Genomic DNA, 17904 nt, shown 5'->3' with positions numbered 1-17904 from the left:
GCCATGAGGAAGGGAAGGACGCTTCGTCGCAACACAGGAATACAGGAAGGAACACATGACGACAAGTCGCGAGACGCAGTTGATGCGGGACGCCATGGCTGCGGGCATCAAATCGCCAAGGGAACTGGCCAACTTCATGGCCCAGCTGACTGCTGAATCCGGCGGGCTGAAGCAGTTGGAGGAGAGCTTTCGCTACACCAAGAACATCGGTCAGATCCCTGTCAAGTCAGCGCGCAGCGAAGGCCCGGAAGCCCTGGAGGCCGCGCGCGAGGAAGCGCTCCGAGGGAATCCGGAAAGGTTGGCCGATCTGATGTACGGCGGAAGGATGGGCAATTCCGAGCCCGGCGACGGATACAAGTACCGCGGTCGCGGCTTCGTGCAGTTGACCGGAAAGTACAACTACCGCGAGGCGGGCGAGGCGCTGGGACTGGATCTTGTCAACCGTCCCGATCTGGCGGCCGATCCTGAGAACGCATCGAAGATCGCGGTGTGGTACTGGGTCAAGAAGGTGCACAGCGTTGCACCAGAAGATGTCACCAAGGCCACGTACCTGGTCAATGGCGGCGAGAACGGCTTGAAAGTTCGCAAGGCCCGCTTCGCCGAATGGCAAGAAAAGCTCACGCCAGAATTCATGCTGGCGCTGGAACCCCGCCCACCTTCAACCAAGACGGCAACGCGGCTCGACGAGCCCGCCCACACTGAGCATGCAATGTTCAAGCAAGCACAACGCGGCGTCCACCTTATGGACGCCAGGGCCGGCCGTGCGCCTGACGAGCGCAGCGACAACCTGGCTGCCGCGCTCGTGGTTGCAGCTCGCGGCGACGGATTGAATCGCATCGATCACGTGTCGCTGAGCACCGATGCCTCCAAGGTGTTTGCAGTGCAAGGCGGCTTGAATTCGCCGTTCAGGCAAGTCGCCAGCGTGCCGACAGTCGAGTCCCTCGACACGCCGGTCACCGCGAGCACTCAGGCGTGGGATCGGGCAGTGCAGCAGCCGGCACTCCAACCACATCCAACATCGCACCAGCATAGCCAGCCCTCTCTGGCACACGGCCACTGAAGTTGTTCACGGCATCCATTGGAGGAAAGTCTCGTGAACAAAATCAAATGGTGCGCGGCCATGGGCCTGTGCCTGGGGGCTGTCGTCGCAGGCAACTACCTCGCAGGGTTCGGCACTCTGCTATTGCTCAAGCTCGGCACGGCATCCCTCCAGTGGGACACCTACCTGGCCTACGTCAGGGCGCTGGATTTACCGCAGGTACAAACCTATGCCGGCCGCATCCGTTGGGCCGGCTATGTGGGGTTCGGCCTGCCGCTCGCGCTCTGGTTCGCTTCGCTGCTCCTGCTCGCCCGGAGGAAGGCGCCTTCGATTCATGGCGATGCCCGCTTCGCAAACGCCGGCGATCTGAAGCGATGCGGGATGTTCAATCCGTCAAGCGACGGCATCCTGGTCGGCAAATTCAGGAATGAACTGCTTCGCCTTGGCGGCCAGCAGTTCGTGATCCTGGCTGCGCCGACGCGCTCTGGCAAGGGCGTGGGCGTGGTGATACCCAATCTGCTGGACTACCAGGAATCCATGGTGGTCCTCGATATCAAGCAGGAGAACTACGAACTCACCAGCGGCTGGCGAGCCAGCCAGGGCCAAGTCGTATTCCTGTTCAACCCGTTCGCGGAAGACCGCCGAACACATCGCTGGAATCCTTTGAGCTACGTCTCGACCGACCCCGCCTTCCGCGTGTCCGACCTGATGGGCATCGCGACGATGCTCTACCCGGACGGATCGGACGACCAGAAATTCTGGGTCAGCCAGGCTCGCAACGCCTTCATGGCCTTTACGTTGTACCTCTTCGAGAAATGGGAGGACGACGAAAGGAACAGGCTCGCGGATGAGATTCGAGTTGCGCGCACGTTGGGCAACGTCTACCGGCTGTCGTCGGGCGACGGTGGTGACCTTCGCGAGTTCTACCAGCGCCTCGCCGGGCAGCCCTTCCTGAGCGACCCCGCGAGATCAGCCTTTGCGAACCTGCTGTCGCAGGCGAACGAGACCTTTGCGTCGATCCTGGGTTCGTTCAAGGAGCCGCTCAACGCCTGGATCAATCCGGTGCTCGATGCAGCGACCAGTGCCGATGATTTCCTCCTGACGGATGTGCGGCGCAGGAAGATGACGATCTACATCGGCATCCAGCCCAACAAGCTGGCGGAGAGCCGGTTGATCGTGAACCTCTTCTTCAGCCAGTTGATCAATCTCAACACCCGCGAGTTGCCACAGAACAATCCGGCCCTGAAACATCAGTGCCTGTTGTTGATGGACGAATTCACGGCCATCGGCAAGGTGGAGATCATTGCGAGCGCCGTGTCGTACATGGCCGGCTACAACATCCGGCTGCTGCCCATCATCCAGAGCGTGGCACAGCTCGACGCGACCTATGGCAAGGAAGTCGGGCGCACCCTGATCACCAACCATGCCTTGCAGATCGTCTTTGCGCCGCGCGAGCAGCAAGACGCGAACGACTACTCCGACATGCTGGGCTACACGACCGTGCGCAAGCAGAACCTGACGCGAAGCCGGGGCGACGTCTCGCGCAGCCATACCGAGGAACGGCGAGCCTTGATGTTGCCGCAGGAGCTGAAGGCCATGGGGCCGGAGAAGGAGGTCTTCCTGTACGAAGGCATTCCTCATCCCGTGATGTGCGAAAAGATCCGCTACTACCAGGACCGCTACTTCACGGAGCGCCTGCTACCCAAGGTGGAGATTCCCGCCTTGGATATCTGACGCGGGCGCCGGCGAAGGCGCCCGCTATACCGCCTACGCGGCGAGCAGTTGGCGCAGCACAAACGGCAGGATCCCGCCGTGCTTGTAGTAGTCGACTTCGATCGGCGTGTCGATGCGAAGCCGGACCGTCGCCTCCTGGTGGCTGCCGTCCGGACGATGAACGACGATCTTCACATCCATCTGCGGCTTGAGTTCTCCGCCGATGACCACGTCGATCTTCTCGTCGCCCGTGAGGCCGAGGCTCTCCCACGAATCGGCACCGCGGAACTGCAGCGGCAGCACACCCATGCCGACCAGGTTGGCGCGGTGGATGCGCTCGAAGCTGCGCGCGACCACGGCCTTGATGCCCAGCAACTGCGTGCCCTTGGCGGCCCAGTCGCGCGAGGACCCGGTGCCGTATTCCTCGCCGCCGAAGACCACCGTCGGTACGCCCTGCTTCATGTACTTCATGGCCGCGTCGTAGATGAACATCTTCTCGTTGCCCGGCTGGAAGAGCGTCAGGCCGCCCTCCTCGCGCGAGCCGTCCGGCCCGGCGGGAATCATGAGGTTCTTGATGCGCACATTCGCGAAGGTGCCGCGCATCATCACGTCATGGTTGCCGCGGCGCGAACCGTAACTATTGAAGTCTGCCTTCGATACGCCGTGCGCCTTGAGCCAGATGCCGGCCGGCGAGCTTTCCTTGATGGAGCCTGCCGGCGAGATGTGATCGGTCGTGATCGAGTCGCCGAACAGCGCCATGATGCGCGCGCCCGTGAAGCCGGCGTCCGCCGCGTGCGGCTTCATCTTGAAGCCCTCGAAGAACGGAGGCTCGGCGATGTAGGTGGACTTGGGCCAGTCGTAGACCTGGCCCGCCGTGCCCTTGATGCTGCTCCACAGCTTGCCCGGGTTGTCCTTGATCTGCTCGTAGTTCTGGCGGAAGGCCTTCGCGTTCATCGCGAAGCGCAGGTTGTCATCGATCTCCTTCATGCTGGGCCAGATGTCGCCGAGGTACACGTCCTGGCCCTTCTTGCCCTTGCCCACTGGCTGGGTCATCAGGTCGACCATCACATTGCCTGCGATCGCATAGGCCACCACCAGCGGCGGCGAGGCCAGGAAGTTCGCCTTGAGGTTGGGATGGATGCGGGCCTCGAAGTTGCGATTGCCCGACAGCACCGCAGCGCCGATCAGGTTGTTCTTGGTGATGACCTCGTTGATCTCGGGCGTGAGGTCGCCCGCGTTGCCGATGCAGGTCGTACAGCCATAGCCGGCCAGGTAGAAGCCCAGTTTCTCGAGGTACGGCAGCAGGCCGGCCTTCTCGAGGTACTCGGTCACGATGCGCGAACCGGGGGCCAGCGAGGTCTTGACGTGCGGCTTGACCGTGAGGCCGGCCTCGACCGCCTTCTTCGCCAGCAGGCCAGCGGCCAGCATCACGCTCGGATTCGAGGTGTTGGTACAGGAGGTGATGGCGGCGATCAGCACGTCGCCGTTGCCGATCGTCACCTGGCCCTTGGGCGCGGCCGGCGCGGTCGCGCCCACATGGGCTGCGGCCTTGGTCGAGCGATTCGCGACCATCTCCTCCACCTGCCTGGGTGCGCCGGGCGGCGGCGGTGCAATTTCCTGCTCACCGTCGCTGCCACCTTGGGTCAGCGGGTAGCGCATCTTCAGCGTGTCGGCCGGCTGGTTGAAGCCATTGGCCTCGTTCGGCTTGCTGTACAGCTCGGAGAACTTGGTCGCCAGGTGCCCCAGGTCGATGCGATCCTGCGGCCGCTTGGGACCGGCCAGGCTCGGCGAAACGGTGCCCAGGTCGAGCTTGACGACCTTGGTGTATTCAAGCTCGCCGGGCGCCGGCATGCCGAACAATCCCTGCGCCTTGTAGTAGGCCTCGAAGCGCTCGATCTCGGCGTCGGTGCGGCCGGTGCCCTTGAAATAGGCGACAGTCATTTCGTCGACCGGGAAGAAGCCCATGGTCGCGCCGTATTCGGGCGCCATGTTGCCGATGGTCGCGCGGTCGGGCACGGCAATGGAAGCAGCACCCGGGCCAAAGAACTCGACGAACTTGCCGACCACCTTCTCGCCACGCAGGATGGCGGTGACGTAGAGGACCAGGTCGGTCGCCGTCACCCCCTCGCGCAGCTTGCCGGTGAGTTCGAAACCAACCACGTCCGGCGTGAGCATGTAGACCGGCTGGCCCAGCATCGCGGCCTCGGCCTCGATGCCCCCGACGCCCCAGCCGACGACGCCGATGCCGTTGATCATCGTCGTGTGGCTGTCGGTGCCGACCAGCGAATCGGGGTAGTAGACCGGCGGGTCGCCCTTGTCGTGCGGGCTCTTGTACACGCCGCGCGCAAAGTATTCGAGGTTGACCTGGTGGACGATGCCGAATCCGGGCGGCACCACGCCGAAGGTGTCGAAGGCCTGCATACCCCATTTCATGAACTGGTAGCGTTCGTTGTTGCGCTGGAACTCGAGCTTCATGTTGAGGTCGAGTGCCTTGGGCGTGCCGTAGTAGTCCACCATCACCGAGTGGTCGACCACGAGGTCCACGGGCACGAGGGGCTCGATGGTCTTGGGCGACTTGCCCAGCGACTGCGCCACGCTGCGCATCGCGGCCAGGTCGGCCAGGAGAGGTACCCCGGTGAAGTCCTGCAGCACCACGCGTGTCACGACGAAAGGCACCTCGTCCGTGCGCTCGGCATTGGGTGACCAGTTCGCGAGTTGCTCGACGTGTTCCGCAGTGACCTTCTGGCCGTCGCAATTGCGCAGCACCGATTCGAGAACGATACGGATCGACACCGGCAGCTTGTCGACGTTGGGATACTGCTTGGCGAGTTCCTTGAGCGACCAGTACTTGCCGGACTTGCCCGAAGCAGTCCTGAAGGTTTTCAGCATCGGGGCAAAGGCGTGTGCCGGTTCTTTGGCCATGAGGAAACTCCTTGTGTTTCGTGGAAGCTCCTCAAAGATAGCAGGGTTCGATGACATCGGTACAGGCATGACGTGAGAGGTCATGGCATCTCCTCCGGCCTTCACTAGGATGCTGCCCATGAGCATCCAAAGCGCCCCGCCGACCGCCGCCGATCCGTTCGGAACCCATCTTCGCCACTGGCGCCAGCATCGCCGGCTCAGCCAGCTCGATCTGGCCAACGAAGCACAGGTTTCGACGCGGCATCTCAGCTACGTCGAGACCGGCCGCGCCGAGCCCAGCCGCGAGATGGTGCTGCGCCTCGCGGAGCGGCTCGAGGTGCCGCTGCGGGAACGCAACGCCCTGCTGGTCGCGGCTGGCTACGCGCCGATGTATCGCCAGCGCTCGCTGGACGATCCGGCACTGGCGGCGGCGCGGCGGGCGGTCGATCTGGTGCTCAAGGGCCACGAGCCCTTTCCGGCGCTGGCGGTGGATCGCCACTGGAACCTGGTGGCGCACAACGCCCTGGTGCCCTTGCTGATGGCCGGGGCGGCGCCCGAACTCCTCAAGCCGCCGATCAACGTGCTCCGGCTCAGCCTGCACCCGGAGGGCCTGGCCTCGCGGATCGCCAACCTGGCGCAATGGCGCGCGCACCTGCTCGAACGGCTGCAGCAGCAGATTGCCGCCACCGGCGATGCCACACTGGCTGCGTTGCACGACGAACTGGCCGCCTATCCGGTTCCCAGTGTCAGCCACGACACGCCGGCGGCCGGCGGCGAGCTTGCCAATGTGGTCGTGCCGTTCCAGCTCGTGACGCCCAGCGGCTTGCTGAGCTTCATCAGCACCACCACGATCTTCGGCACACCGGTCGACGTCACCCTGCAGGAGCTGGCGGTGGAGTCATTCTTCCCGGCCGATGCGCAGACAGCGAAGGCGCTCGCAGCGCTGGCCGAGCCACCGGCCTGACGAAAAAAAGCCCCGCCATGGCGGGGCTTGATCGCGGCATCGATGCTGTCAGGCAGCGACGGACGCAGCGATGTCCTTGTACTCGTCGATCTTGTCGAAGTTCAGGTACTGGTAGATCTGTTCGCTGGAAGCGTCGAGCACGCCGACGTTGGTCATGTACTCCTCGCGGGTCGGGATGCGGCCGAGGCGTGAGCAGATGGCGGCGAGCTCGGCGCTGCCGAGGTACACGTTGGCGTTCTTGCCCAGCCGGTTCGGGAAATTGCGCGTGCTGGTCGACATCACCGTCGCGCCCTCTCGCACCTGTGCCTGGTTGCCCATGCACAGCGAGCAGCCGGGCATCTCGGTGCGCGCGCCGGCATTGCCGAACACGCCGTAGTGGCCTTCCTCGGTCAGTTGCTGCGCATCCATCTTGGTCGGTGGCGCGATCCACAGCTTGACGGGAATGTCGCGCTTGCCTTCGAGCAGCTTCGACGCTGCGCGGAAGTGGCCGATGTTGGTCATGCACGAACCGATGAAGACTTCGTCGATCGCGGCGCCGGCCACATCCGACAGCGTCTTCACGTCGTCAGGATCGTTCGGGCAGGCCACGATCGGCTCGTGGATGTCGGCCAGGTCGATCTCGATCACGGCGGCGTAGTCGGCGTCGGCGTCGCCCTTGAGCAGCTGCGGGTCCTTCAGCCAGGCTTCCTGTGCGGCGATGCGGCGGGCCAGCGTGCGGCCATCGGCGTAGCCTTCGGCGATCATCCAGCGCATCAGCGTGATGTTGCTGTTGATGTATTCGATGATCGGTTCCTTGTTCAGGTGCACTGTGCAGCCAGCGGCCGAACGTTCTGCCGAGGCGTCGCTGAGTTCGAAGGCCTGTTCGACCTTGAGGTCCGGCAGACCTTCGATTTCGAGGATGCGGCCCGAGAAGATGTTCTTCTTGCCCTTCTTCTCGACCGTCAGCAGGCCTTGCTTGATCGCGTAAAGCGGGATCGCGTTGACCAGGTCGCGCAAGGTCACGCCCGGCTGCATCTTGCCCTTGAAGCGCACCAGCACCGATTCGGGCATGTCGAGCGGCATCACGCCGGTCGCAGCCGCGAAGGCCACGAGGCCCGAACCCGCCGGGAAGCTGATGCCGATCGGGAAGCGCGTGTGGCTGTCGCCGCCCGTGCCGACCGTGTCAGGCGTCAGCAGGCGATTGAGCCAACTGTGGATCACGCCGTCGCCCGGACGCAGCGAGACGCCGCCGCGCGTTGCCATGAACTCTGGCAGTTCGTGGTGCATCTTGACGTCGACCTTCTTCGGGTACGCCGCCGTGTGGCAAAACGATTGCATCACGAGGTCGGCGCTGAAGCCCAGGCAGGCCAGGTCCTTCAGTTCGTCGCGGGTCATCGGGCCGGTGGTGTCCTGGCTGCCGACCGAGGTCATCTTCGGCTCGCAGTAGGTGCCGGGGCGCACGCCCTGGCCTTCCGGCAGACCGCAGGCACGGCCGACCATCTTCTGAGCGAGAGAGAAGCCCTTCTTGGTGTCGACCGGGCTGACCGGCAGGCGGAACAGCGTCGAGGCGGGCAGGCCCAGCGCCTCACGCGCCTTGGCCGTAAGGCCGCGTCCGATGATCAGCGGAATGCGGCCGCCAGCACGCACTTCGTCGAACAGCACGTCGCTCTTGACGGAGAACTCGGCGATCACCTTGCCGTCCTTGAGCGCCTTGCCTTCGTAGGGACGCAGTTCGACGACGTCGCCCATGTTCATCTGGCTGACGTCGAGCTCGATCGGCAACGCGCCGGAGTCTTCCATCGTGTTGTAGAAGATCGGGGCGATCTTGCCGCCCAGGCAGACGCCGCCGAAGCGCTTGTTCGGCACGTAGGGGATGTCCTCGCCGGTGAACCACAGAACCGAGTTGGTTGCGCTCTTGCGCGACGAGCCCGTGCCGACCACGTCGCCGGCGTAGGCCACCAGGTGGCCGCGCGCGCGCAGGTCTTCGATGAACTTCACCGGGCCGCGCTTGCCGTCTTCCTCGGGAACGATGCCGGGGCGCGCGTTCTTGTGCATCGCGAGTGCGTGCATGGGGATGTCCGGACGCGTCGTCGCGTCCGGCGCGGGCGACAGGTCGTCGGTGTTGATTTCGCCCGCCACCTTGAAGATGCTGACGGTGATGCTTTCCGGCACTTCAGGACGGCTGGTGAACCATTCGGCATCGGCCCAGCTTTGCAGCACCGCCTTTGCGTTGGCATTGCCCGCGTCGGCCTTTTCCTTGACGTCGTGGAACTGGTCGAACATCAGCAGCGTCTTCTTGAGGCCTTCGGCCGCGACGGCACCGACTTCGGCATCGTCCAGCAGGTCCACCAGGGGTCCAATGTTGTAGCCGCCGAGCATGGTGCCGAGCAGTTCGGTCGCGCGAGCGCGCGTCAGCAGCAGGCTCTTTTCGGTGCCATGCGCCACGGCGGCCAGATAGCTCGCCTTGACCTTGGCCGCGTCGTCCACGCCCGCGGGCACGCGGTGCGTCAGCAGGTTGAGCAGGAACTCGGCGTCGGCAACGGCCGGCGACTTCATGAGCTCGATCAGCTCGGCGGTCTGCTTGGCAGTGAGCGGCAGGGGCGGGATGCCGAGCGCGGCGCGCTCGGCGACATGGTCAACGTAGGCTTGCAACATCTTCTTTTCTCCGGAAACACAAATGGGCGGGCGGCTCCCGCGACAAGCAAGAGCCGCGCCTTGACTTACTGCTTGGTCGTGGACGCCGAATCGTCGAACAGGCTCTTGGGCGGGTTCTTCTTCATGTCTTCAGCGAACTCCGCCTGCTTGGCGGCCTGGCACTCGTCAGCGAGACGCAGGCCCTGCTTCTGGCTCATCAACATGGACTTGTTGCCCAGTTGCAGCCACATGGCGCCCTGGCGCGGGTCTTCCAGGCGGATCGCGCCCGTGCGGCTTTCGACCGGGTGCAGGCGATAGCGAACGTTGGCGTGCGTCAGCGTGAAGAAGCCGGGCTTCTTCACGTCGGCCACGATGTCGACGCTGGCGCCGAGCTCGCACTTGATCATGCCCGTGTAGACACGTTCGGCGACCTTCAGGTCCTCGGCGGTCAAGGTGACATCGGTCTCCTCGACGATCGGCTGCTTTTCTTCCAGCTTCTTGACAATCTTCTTGGGCAGCACCTTGTGGGTGACTTTCGGCTTGTTGCCCTGCGGCGGCGTGGCGGTCTGGGCCGTTGCTGCCAGCGGGATTGCCAAGGCAGCGGCGGCGATCAGCGCAATTGTCTTCATGGTGGAGATTCTTTCGAGAGTTGGGTTTCAGGATGAAGAGGGCGCAAACCACGCTTGCGCTTCGGGAGGCAAAGTGCGGCCCGTGGCGTGCGCCCGCTCCAGAACCTGCCAGAAATGGCGGTAACTGGCGCGGTCATGCAATGTGCCATCGATGCTGACCGGCGCCCACGCCGCCGAAGCGGCAGCAGCGGTGATTTTTGTAGCGATTTGAATCTGCCGGTCGTCGGGCGCAAAAGCCTCGAGGATCGGGCGGATCTGGTTCGGGTGGATGCTCCACATGCGCGTGTAGCCGAATTCGCTGGCCGCTTTTCTTGCCGCGGCACGCATCGCCTCGATGTCGTTGAACTCGGTCACGACGCAGTGCGAGGGCACCTTGCCATATGCATGGGCGGCGGAAGCGATGTCCAGTTTGGCGCGCACAACCAAGGGGTGCGAGAACTGCCCTGCGGCGCCCATGCCCTCGGCTGGAATCGCGCCACCGTGGGACGACACGAAATCCATCAAGCCGAAACTGAGCGACTGCACGCGCGGGTGTGCGGCGATCTCGAAGGCGCGATGAACAGCCAGCGGGGATTCGATCAGCACATGCAAGGGGAGCGCTTCGGCGCCGGCGGCATCGAGCGCTTCGACCGCATCGCGAACGTCGTCGATCGACTCGACCTTGGGCACCATCAGATGGCTCAGGCGATGACCGGCGCGCCCAGCGATCGTGATGACGTCGCCTGCAAAGCTGGGATGATCGACCGGATGGACCCGCGCGCCAACGCGCATGCCGGATGCCGCGGACAGCGCAAGTTCGGCAACCAGCGCTGCATGCTCAGCCTCGCCACCTACCGGAGCGCCATCCTCGCAGTCGAGCGTCACATCGAAGACGCACGCGCCGAACTCCGCCGCCATCTCGGCCTGCAGCGCAAGGCTCTTGCGCATGCGCGCTTCGACACCGCTGTAGTGGTCGCAGACAGGCAGCACCACCGCGCCGGCCTGCGCGCCGAGCAGCACCTCGCGTGGATGAAGGCCAGGGGATTGTGATGCGCTCATTCGGTGCTCACGCCTTCCGCTGCGCCACGATGAACATGCGCGGGAAGGCCAGCAGCAAGCGGCCGTCGCTGCGCGGCGGATAGGCCGTCGCGATGCGTTTTTCGTACTCGGCCAGGTAGCTGCTACGCAATTCGGGCGTCAGGCGATCGACGAAGGGCTTCAGCCCGGTGCCGCTCACCCATTCGACGATGGCGGCCGCGGAGGCCATGGGGTGGTGATAGGCAGTGCGCCAGACATCGACCTTGGCTGCATCGCCAGCAAGCAGGTCGTAGTAACCGTCGATCGACAGCAGTAGCGTGCGCAGCTTGTCGGCGTTGCCGATGGCAATAGCCCAAGGCGCCTCGGCCGCGACCTCGCGCATCAGGCGATGCGTCGGCTCCTGACGGTTGTCGGGCATCTGGATCGCCAGCACGCCGCCCGGTGCCAGCGCGGCGAAGAGCCTCGGTATCAGCGCCTCGTGGTTGGGCACCCATTGGAGGGCGGCATTGGCGTAGATGAGATCGGGCGGCACCTCGGGCTGCCAGGTCGCGATGTCGCTGCATTCGAAGCGGGCTTGCGGCAGCCGCTCACGCGCGCTCGCCAGCATGGCCTCGGAGTTGTCGGTGCCGACAACGGCAGCGCCGGCAAAACGCTGCACGAGCAGCTCGGTGGAATTGCCCGGGCCGCAACCGAGATCGACCACATGGGCCGCTTCGGTCAGCGGAACGCGCGCCAGCAGCTCTGCCGCCGGGCGCGTGCGCTCGTCCTCGAAGCGACGATAGAGCGCGGGATTCCAGTCGAGCATTCGAAATGCTTACTTAGAGCAGATGCGCGACGCCGGCCTGTTCATCTTGCAGTTCCTTGAGCGTCTTGTTGATCCGCTCCTGGCTGAATGCGTCGATGTCGAGGCCTTCGACCAGCTTGTACTCGCCGTTTTCGGTGGTGACCGGAAAGCCGAAGATCACGTCCTTCGGAATGCCGTACTGGCCATCCGACGGGATGCCCATCGTGACCCACTTGCCGTTCGAGCCCAGGGCCCAGTCGCGCATGTGGTCGATGGCGGCGTTGGCGGCCGAGGCGGCCGACGACAGGCCGCGTGCCTCGATGATCGCTGCACCGCGCTTGCCGACGGTCGGCAGGAACACGTCGGCATTCCAGACCTGGTCGTTGATGAGGTCCTTGACGCTCTTGCCGCCGACGGTGGCAAAGCGGTAGTCGGCGTACATCGTAGGCGAATGATTGCCCCAGACGGTGAGCTTCTCGATGTCGCCCACGGCAGTGCCGGTCTTGGCGGCGATCTGGCTGGCAGCGCGGTTGTGGTCGAGGCGCAGCATGGCGGTGAAGTTCTTTCGCGGCAGGCTCGGTGCGCTCTTCATCGCGATGTAGGCATTGGTGTTGGCGGGGTTGCCGACCACCAGTACCTTGACGTTGCGGCTCGCGACCTGGTCCAGCGCCTTGCCTTGTGCCGTGAAGATCTGGGCGTTGGCGGCCAGCAGGTCGGCGCGCTCCATGCCAGGGCCGCGCGGACGGGCACCCACCAGCAGTGCGTAGTCGGCATCCTTGAAGGCGACCAGCGGATCGCCGGTGGGGACTACGCCTGCGAGCAGCGGGAATGCACAGTCCTCGAGTTCCATGATGACGCCCTTGAGCGCCTTCTGGGCCTTCTCGTCCGGGATCTCGAGCAGTTGCAGGATGACCGGCTGGTCCTTGCCGAGCATTTCGCCGGAGGCGATGCGGAACAGCAGGGCGTAACCGATTTGGCCAGCGGCACCGGTGACGGCAACGCGAACAGGCTTTTTGCTCATGGGAAAACTCCAGGAAATGATGGGAAACGGTGCACGGCCGCGGAGTGCGGCCACCAGGTCGGCCCGGGACAGTGGCCCCGGGCTTCAGGCCGTTTTTGATTTTATGCCGATTTGCGGATTCGATGGCGCCTGTCTTATGTCTTATATAAGATGTCGACTTGAAGACACCGTCGCGGTGTGCCGACGTACCCCATGACCACCTCCCCCACAGCCATCGCGGAGCTCTCGACACCGTCGTTCAGTCCGCTCTACCAGCAGATCAAATCGCTGATCCTGCAGAGCCTGCATGCCGGCGAATGGAAGCCGGGAGAGCCGATCCCCAGCGAAATCGACCTCGCCGCGCGCTTCCGCGTGAGCCAGGGCACCGTACGCAAGGCGATCGACGAACTCGCAGCCGAGAACCTCGTGGTTCGCCGCCAGGGCAAGGGCACCTTCGTCGCGACGCACGCCGAGCAATACGTGCAGTACAGGTTCCTGAAGCTGGTGCCGGACAGCGGCGACGTCGACAGCGAAGGCCCTGCCGAGCGCGAGATCGTCGATTGCCGCCGCCAGCGCGCCGCCGCCGACGTGGCACGTGCGCTCGCATTGCGAACTGGCGATCCGGTGCTGCAAGTCCGGCGCGTGCTCGCGTACCGCGGTACGCCGACCATCCTCGAAGACCTCTGGCTGCCCGGCGCCCCCTTCAAAGGCCTCACCGCAGAGCGCCTTACGGCATGGCATGGTCCGATGTACTCGCTGTTCGAGACCGAATTCGGCGTGCGCATGGTGCGCGCCGAAGAGAAGATCCGCGCCGTGCTCCCCGACGAAGAACAAGCCGCCCTGCTCGCCATCTCCACCGCGACACCCCTCCTGAGTGTCGAGCGCGTCGCACACACCTATCACGACACCCCCATGGAACTGCGCCGCGGCCTCTATCGCACCGACACCCACCACTACAGAAACGAACTCGGATGATTTCGCAAGCCCGCAAATGACCAGGCGCCACCGGAGCGGCCGAGGAACCGGCTCCGCCGGGCCTCTGGCAGCGCCCCCGGCAGGGGGTGGGCGGCCACACGAAGTGTGGCAAGCCTGGGGGCGAGCAACAAGTCTGCTGCGTTGCAATAGAATTTTGAGTCGTTTGCATTTCTGCTACAGATCAAGCCGCCCCTCGAAAAAAACTGAAAGTCCCCATGACAGAGATGGCCACACCACCAAGACCAGCGCGGCGCGAGTTCCGCAACATCAACGCATTCACCGACCTGACCACCTATCGGCTTCCGCCGGCCGGCCTCGTGTCGATCCTGCACCGCGTGAGCGGTGCCCTCATGTTCCTGTTGCTGCCCTTCATCATCTGGATGTTCGACACCTCCGTGTCCTCCGAGATCTCGTATGCCCGCTTCAAGGCCGCCTTCAACAGCGGCCTTGGTTTTGTTCCGGGCTGGTTTCTGAAGCTGGTCGCGCTCGCATTGATCTGGGCCTACCTCCATCACTTCATCGCCGGCCTGCGGCACTTGTGGATGGACGTGAGCCACGCCGCGGTGAGCAAGGAATTCGGGCACAGCTCGGCCCTCGCAACGCTGGCGATCAGCATCCTGCTGACCATCGTCCTCGGCGCCAAGCTGTTCGGCCTGTACTGAGAAGGAGCACGACATGTCTGTGAACTACGGCTCCAAGCGCACCGTCGTCGGCGCGCACTACGGCATGCGCGACTGGCTCAGCCAGCGCATCACCGGCGCCTTGATGGCGCTCTTCACCATCATCCTGCTCGCGCAGGTGATATTCACGCGCGGGCCGGTCGGCTACGACGCGTGGGCCGGCATCTTCGCCGCGCAATGGATGAAGGTCCTCACCTTCGTGGTGATCGCCTCGGTGCTCTATCACGTCTGGGTCGGCATGCGCGATATCTGGATGGACTACGTCCAGCCAGTCGGCATCCGCCTCGCGTGCCAGGTTTTCACGATCGTCTGGCTTGTAGCGTGCGCGGGTTGGGCCATTCAAGTGCTCTGGAGGGTCTGATGCCCCCCAGCTTTTCGTTTCACGTAATCGCTGCCCCCCGCGGGGGCGAGGCCTCCCTTGGGGCGGCCCGGCAGGAGTCCTGACCCCATGACCTACACCAAAGAACAAATCACAAAGCGGAAGTTCGACGTCGTCATCATCGGTGCCGGCGGCTCCGGCATGCGCGCCTCGCTGCAACTCGCACGCGCCGGCCTCAACGTGGCCGTGCTCTCCAAAGTGTTCCCGACCCGCTCGCACACGGTCGCTGCGCAAGGCGGCGTCGGCGCCTCCCTCGGCAACATGAGCGAGGACAACTGGCACTATCACTTCTACGACACGATCAAGGGCTCCGACTGGCTCGGCGACCAGGACGCGATCGAGTTCATGTGCCGCGAAGCACCGAAGGTCGTGTACGAGCTCGAGCACTTCGGCATGCCCTTCGACCGCAACCCGGACGGCACCATCTACCAGCGCCCCTTCGGCGGCCACACGGCAAACTACGGTGAGAAGCCGGTCCAGCGCGCCTGCGCGGCCGCCGACCGTACCGGCCACGCGATGCTGCACACGCTCTATCAGAAGAACGTCGAAGCACGCACGCAGTTCTTCGTCGAATGGATGGCGCTGGACCTGATCCGCGACGCCGAAGGCGACGTGGTCGGCGTGACCGCACTCGAAATGGAAACCGGCGACCTGCACATCCTGCAGGCCAAGACCGTGCTGCTGGCCACCGGCGGTGCGGGCCGCATCTTCGCGGCTTCGACCAACGCCTTCATCAATACCGGCGACGGCCTCGGCATGGCCGCACGCGCTGGCATCCCGCTGCAGGACATGGAGTTCTGGCAGTTCCACCCGACCGGCGTTGCCGGCGCCGGCGTCCTGCTGACGGAAGGTTGCCGCGGCGAAGGCGCGATCCTGCTGAACAGCAACGGCGAACGCTTCATGGAGCGCTACGCCCCCACGCTGAAGGATCTCGCACCTCGCGACTTCGTCTCGCGTTCGATGGACCAGGAAATCAAGGAAGGCCGCGGCTGCGGTCCGAACAAGGACTACGTGCTGCTCAAGCTGGATCACCTCGGTGCCGAGACGATCCACAAGCGCCTGCCTTCGGTGTACGAGATCGGCATCAACTTCGCCAACGTCGACATCACCAAGGAGCCGATCCCGGTCGTGCCCACCATCCACTACCAGATGGGCGGCATCCCCACCAACATCAACGGCCAGGTCGTCATCCAGAAGGGCGAAGAAAACAGCGCCGTGGTCCATGGCCTCTACGCCGTGGGCGAATGCTCCTGCGTGAGCGTGCACGGCGCCAACCGGCTGGGCACCAACTCCCTGCTCGACCTGCTGGTGTTCGGCCGCGCGGCCGGCAACCACATCGTCCAGTTCAACGACAAGCTCAAGGAACACAAGGAACTCCCGGCCGATGCGGCCGACCGCACACTGGAGCGCCTCAACCAGCTCGAAAGCTCCACCAGTGGCGAATACGCGCAGGACGTGGCGAACGAGATCCGCGCGGTCATGCAGCAGCACGCCGCCGTGTTCCGCAAGCAGGCATCGATGGACGAAGGGGTCCAGAAGATCGCCGCCGTGCGCGAGCGCGTCGCCGCAGTCACGCTCAAGGACAAGTCGCGTGTGTTCAACACGGCGCGCATCGAGGCGCTGGAAGTCGACAACCTGATCGAAGTGGCGCAGGCCACGATGGTGTCGGCTGCCGCACGCAAGGAATGCCGTGGTGCCCACACGGTCGAAGACTACGAACGCCCGGCCGACGACCCCGTCGCGCCGCTGGGCCGCGACGACGCCAACTGGATGAAGCACACGCTCTGGTACAGCCAGGACAACCGCCTCTCGTACAAGCCCGTCAAGCTGCAGCCGCTGACAGTCGCATCCGTGCCGCCCAAGGTCCGCACGTTCTGAGCCCACGAGAAAGCACTACAAGGTCATCACGATGAAGCGCACATTCCAAATCTACCGCTACGATCCGGACAAGGACGCCAAGCCCTACATGCAGACCGTCGAGATCGAACTCGACGGCCACGAGCGCATGCTGCTCGACGCCCTCATGAAGCTCAAGGCGCAGGACCCGACACTGTCGTTCCGCCGCTCCTGCCGCGAAGGCGTCTGCGGCTCGGACGCCATGAACATCAACGGCAAGAACGGTCTGGCCTGCCTCACCAACATGCTCACGCTCAAGGGCACGATCGTCCTGAAGCCGCTGCCTGGCCTCCCGGTGATCCGCGACCTGATCGTGGACATGACGCAGTTCTTCAAGCAGTACAACTCGATCAAGCCGTACCTGCAGAACGACACTGTGCCGCCCGAGAAGGAGCGCCTGCAGTCGCCCGAGGAGCGCGAGGAGCTCAACGGCCTCTACGAGTGCATCCTGTGCGCAAGCTGCTCGACGAGCTGCCCCAGCTTCTGGTGGAACCCCGATAAGTTCGTCGGCCCGGCCGGCCTGCTGCAGGCCTACCGCTTCATCGCCGACAGCCGGGACGAAGCCACCGGCGACCGCCTGGACAACCTGGAAGACCCGTACCGACTGTTCCGCTGCCACACGATCATGAATTGCGTGGACGTGTGCCCCAAGGGATTGAACCCGACCCGCGCAATCGGCAAGATCAAGGAACTCATGGTGCGTCGCGCCATCTAGTGAGACTTGAACCCATGCAAGCCACCGACGACTTCGACCAGCCGATCAGCGAGCGTGCACTGAGCAAGCTGAAATGGCGTTGCCGTCGCGGCCTGCTCGAGAATGACCTGTTCATTGCCCGTTTTTTCGAACGGCACGAAGAAAGCCTGACCCGCGGGCAGGCACAGGCACTGGAGACATTGATGGATCTGTCGGACAACGATCTGCTCGACCTTCTGCTTCGGCGAAAGGAGCCCGAGCCCGCATGGGCCGAGGCCGGGGTGATCGCACTGTTGCAGTTGATGCGTACCGACGGCGCGCAATCCTTATCCTCCTGACCAATCCTTTGAAAGACACCCGAAATGAAAGCTTCCGAGACCAAGGCCACTCTGTCGTTCAGTAACGGCGGACAGAACGTCGAGCTACCGATCTACAAGGGCACGATGGGCCCCGACGTGATCGAYATCCGCRAGCTCTACGCCCAGACGGGCATGTTCACCTACGACCCGGGCTTCATGTCGACTGCTTCGTGCGAGTCCGCCATCACCTACATCGATGGCGACAAGGGCGAACTGCTGTACCGCGGCTACCCCATCGAGCAACTCGCGACCAACTGCGAC

Annotated in this window: 16 protein-coding genes; 10 read left to right on the top strand and 6 right to left on the bottom strand. The window is 64.2% G+C overall.

Annotated features, from left to right (window positions below):
- Window positions 1-55: 55 nt before the first annotated feature.
- Window positions 56-1060 (top strand): XVIPCD domain-containing protein, encoded by a 1005-nt coding sequence (locus tag AC1D3B_RS29245; RefSeq protein WP_478194177.1) that lies wholly within the window; start codon window positions 56-58, stop codon window positions 1058-1060.
- 33 nt (window positions 1061-1093) lie between these two features.
- A complete protein-coding gene (locus AC1D3B_RS29240; RefSeq protein WP_478194176.1) occupies window positions 1094-2773 on the top strand; it encodes a type IV secretory system conjugative DNA transfer family protein in 1680 nt (559 codons plus the stop codon).
- A gap of 33 nt (window positions 2774-2806) precedes the next feature.
- Here the strand turns inward: AC1D3B_RS29240 and AC1D3B_RS29235 are convergent, their stop codons facing one another.
- A complete protein-coding gene (locus AC1D3B_RS29235; protein ID WP_478194175.1) occupies window positions 2807-5674 on the bottom strand; it encodes an aconitate hydratase in 2868 nt (955 codons plus the stop codon).
- Window positions 5675-5792: 118 nt separating this feature from the next.
- Between AC1D3B_RS29235 and AC1D3B_RS29230 the strand changes: the two genes are divergently transcribed.
- Window positions 5793-6617 (top strand): helix-turn-helix domain-containing protein, encoded by an 825-nt coding sequence (locus AC1D3B_RS29230; RefSeq protein ID WP_478194174.1) that lies wholly within the window; start codon window positions 5793-5795, stop codon window positions 6615-6617.
- A 48-nt stretch (window positions 6618-6665) separates the two neighbouring features.
- On the opposite strand, the gene acnB is transcribed toward AC1D3B_RS29230, so the two are convergent.
- The 5 genes from acnB to AC1D3B_RS29205 form a co-directional block, all read right to left on the bottom strand.
- Window positions 6666-9251, bottom strand: coding sequence for a bifunctional aconitate hydratase 2/2-methylisocitrate dehydratase (gene acnB / locus AC1D3B_RS29225; RefSeq protein WP_478194173.1), 2586 nt, complete (start codon window positions 9249-9251; stop codon window positions 6666-6668).
- Between the two features lie 65 nt (window positions 9252-9316).
- The gene (locus AC1D3B_RS29220; RefSeq protein ID WP_478194172.1) at window positions 9317-9859 is read right to left on the bottom strand and encodes a hypothetical protein; all 543 of its coding nucleotides are present in this window, start codon (window positions 9857-9859) and stop codon (window positions 9317-9319) included.
- A gap of 27 nt (window positions 9860-9886) precedes the next feature.
- Complete coding sequence (locus tag AC1D3B_RS29215; RefSeq protein WP_478194171.1) at window positions 9887-10897, bottom strand: HpcH/HpaI aldolase/citrate lyase family protein; 1011 nt, start codon at window positions 10895-10897, stop codon at window positions 9887-9889.
- Between the two features lie 7 nt (window positions 10898-10904).
- Window positions 10905-11681: a trans-aconitate 2-methyltransferase gene (gene tam / locus AC1D3B_RS29210; protein WP_478194170.1), complete on the bottom strand. Its 777-nt coding sequence runs from the start codon at window positions 11679-11681 to the stop codon at window positions 10905-10907.
- 13 nt (window positions 11682-11694) lie between these two features.
- The gene (locus AC1D3B_RS29205; protein ID WP_028248645.1) at window positions 11695-12681 is read right to left on the bottom strand and encodes a malate dehydrogenase; all 987 of its coding nucleotides are present in this window, start codon (window positions 12679-12681) and stop codon (window positions 11695-11697) included.
- A gap of 192 nt (window positions 12682-12873) precedes the next feature.
- Here AC1D3B_RS29205 and AC1D3B_RS29200 point away from each other — a divergent pair, with 192 nt between their 5' ends.
- The 7 genes from AC1D3B_RS29200 to AC1D3B_RS29170 form a co-directional block, all read left to right on the top strand.
- The gene (locus tag AC1D3B_RS29200) at window positions 12874-13635 is read left to right on the top strand and encodes a GntR family transcriptional regulator (protein WP_478194169.1); all 762 of its coding nucleotides are present in this window, start codon (window positions 12874-12876) and stop codon (window positions 13633-13635) included.
- A 215-nt stretch (window positions 13636-13850) separates the two neighbouring features.
- Window positions 13851-14297 carry a succinate dehydrogenase, cytochrome b556 subunit gene (gene sdhC / locus AC1D3B_RS29195; RefSeq protein WP_478194168.1) on the top strand — a complete coding sequence of 149 codons (447 nt, stop codon included), beginning with the start codon at window positions 13851-13853 and terminating at the stop codon, window positions 14295-14297.
- A gap of 13 nt (window positions 14298-14310) precedes the next feature.
- Window positions 14311-14676, top strand: coding sequence for a succinate dehydrogenase, hydrophobic membrane anchor protein (sdhD, locus tag AC1D3B_RS29190; RefSeq protein WP_478194167.1), 366 nt, complete (start codon window positions 14311-14313; stop codon window positions 14674-14676).
- Window positions 14677-14763: 87 nt separating this feature from the next.
- The gene (gene sdhA, locus AC1D3B_RS29185) at window positions 14764-16572 is read left to right on the top strand and encodes a succinate dehydrogenase flavoprotein subunit (RefSeq protein ID WP_478194166.1); all 1809 of its coding nucleotides are present in this window, start codon (window positions 14764-14766) and stop codon (window positions 16570-16572) included.
- Window positions 16573-16603: 31 nt separating this feature from the next.
- Entirely contained in the window at window positions 16604-17305 is a 702-nt protein-coding gene (locus AC1D3B_RS29180) for a succinate dehydrogenase iron-sulfur subunit (protein ID WP_478194165.1), read from the top strand.
- 14 nt (window positions 17306-17319) lie between these two features.
- A complete protein-coding gene (locus AC1D3B_RS29175; RefSeq protein ID WP_478194164.1) occupies window positions 17320-17622 on the top strand; it encodes an FAD assembly factor SdhE in 303 nt (100 codons plus the stop codon).
- Window positions 17623-17646: 24 nt separating this feature from the next.
- A partial coding sequence (locus AC1D3B_RS29170) for a citrate/2-methylcitrate synthase (protein ID WP_478194163.1) occupies window positions 17647-17904 on the top strand: 258 nt, incomplete at its 3' end.

Source organism: Variovorax sp. P5_A3 (genome assembly GCF_056400665.1).
This window is presented reverse-complemented; position numbering and strand designations above follow the sequence as displayed.

Excerpts from the sequence above, each read along its gene's own strand:
- AC1D3B_RS29245 (WP_478194177.1), top strand. The coding sequence starts at position 56 with ATGACGACAAGTCGCGAGACGCAGTTGATGCGGGACGCCATGGCTGCG.
- AC1D3B_RS29235 (WP_478194175.1), bottom strand. The coding sequence starts at position 5,674 with ATGGCCAAAGAACCGGCACACGCCTTTGCCCCGATGCTGAAAACCTTC.
- AC1D3B_RS29230 (WP_478194174.1), top strand. The coding sequence starts at position 5,793 with ATGAGCATCCAAAGCGCCCCGCCGACCGCCGCCGATCCGTTCGGAACC.
- acnB (WP_478194173.1), bottom strand. The coding sequence starts at position 9,251 with ATGTTGCAAGCCTACGTTGACCATGTCGCCGAGCGCGCCGCGCTCGGC.
- AC1D3B_RS29220 (WP_478194172.1), bottom strand. The coding sequence starts at position 9,859 with ATGAAGACAATTGCGCTGATCGCCGCCGCTGCCTTGGCAATCCCGCTG.
- AC1D3B_RS29215 (WP_478194171.1), bottom strand. The coding sequence starts at position 10,897 with ATGAGCGCATCACAATCCCCTGGCCTTCATCCACGCGAGGTGCTGCTC.
- tam (WP_478194170.1), bottom strand. The coding sequence starts at position 11,681 with ATGCTCGACTGGAATCCCGCGCTCTATCGTCGCTTCGAGGACGAGCGC.
- AC1D3B_RS29205 (WP_028248645.1), bottom strand. The coding sequence starts at position 12,681 with ATGAGCAAAAAGCCTGTTCGCGTTGCCGTCACCGGTGCCGCTGGCCAA.
- AC1D3B_RS29200 (WP_478194169.1), top strand. The coding sequence starts at position 12,874 with ATGACCACCTCCCCCACAGCCATCGCGGAGCTCTCGACACCGTCGTTC.
- sdhC (WP_478194168.1), top strand. The coding sequence starts at position 13,851 with ATGACAGAGATGGCCACACCACCAAGACCAGCGCGGCGCGAGTTCCGC.
- sdhD (WP_478194167.1), top strand. The coding sequence starts at position 14,311 with ATGTCTGTGAACTACGGCTCCAAGCGCACCGTCGTCGGCGCGCACTAC.
- sdhA (WP_478194166.1), top strand. The coding sequence starts at position 14,764 with ATGACCTACACCAAAGAACAAATCACAAAGCGGAAGTTCGACGTCGTC.
- AC1D3B_RS29180 (WP_478194165.1), top strand. The coding sequence starts at position 16,604 with ATGAAGCGCACATTCCAAATCTACCGCTACGATCCGGACAAGGACGCC.
- AC1D3B_RS29175 (WP_478194164.1), top strand. The coding sequence starts at position 17,320 with ATGCAAGCCACCGACGACTTCGACCAGCCGATCAGCGAGCGTGCACTG.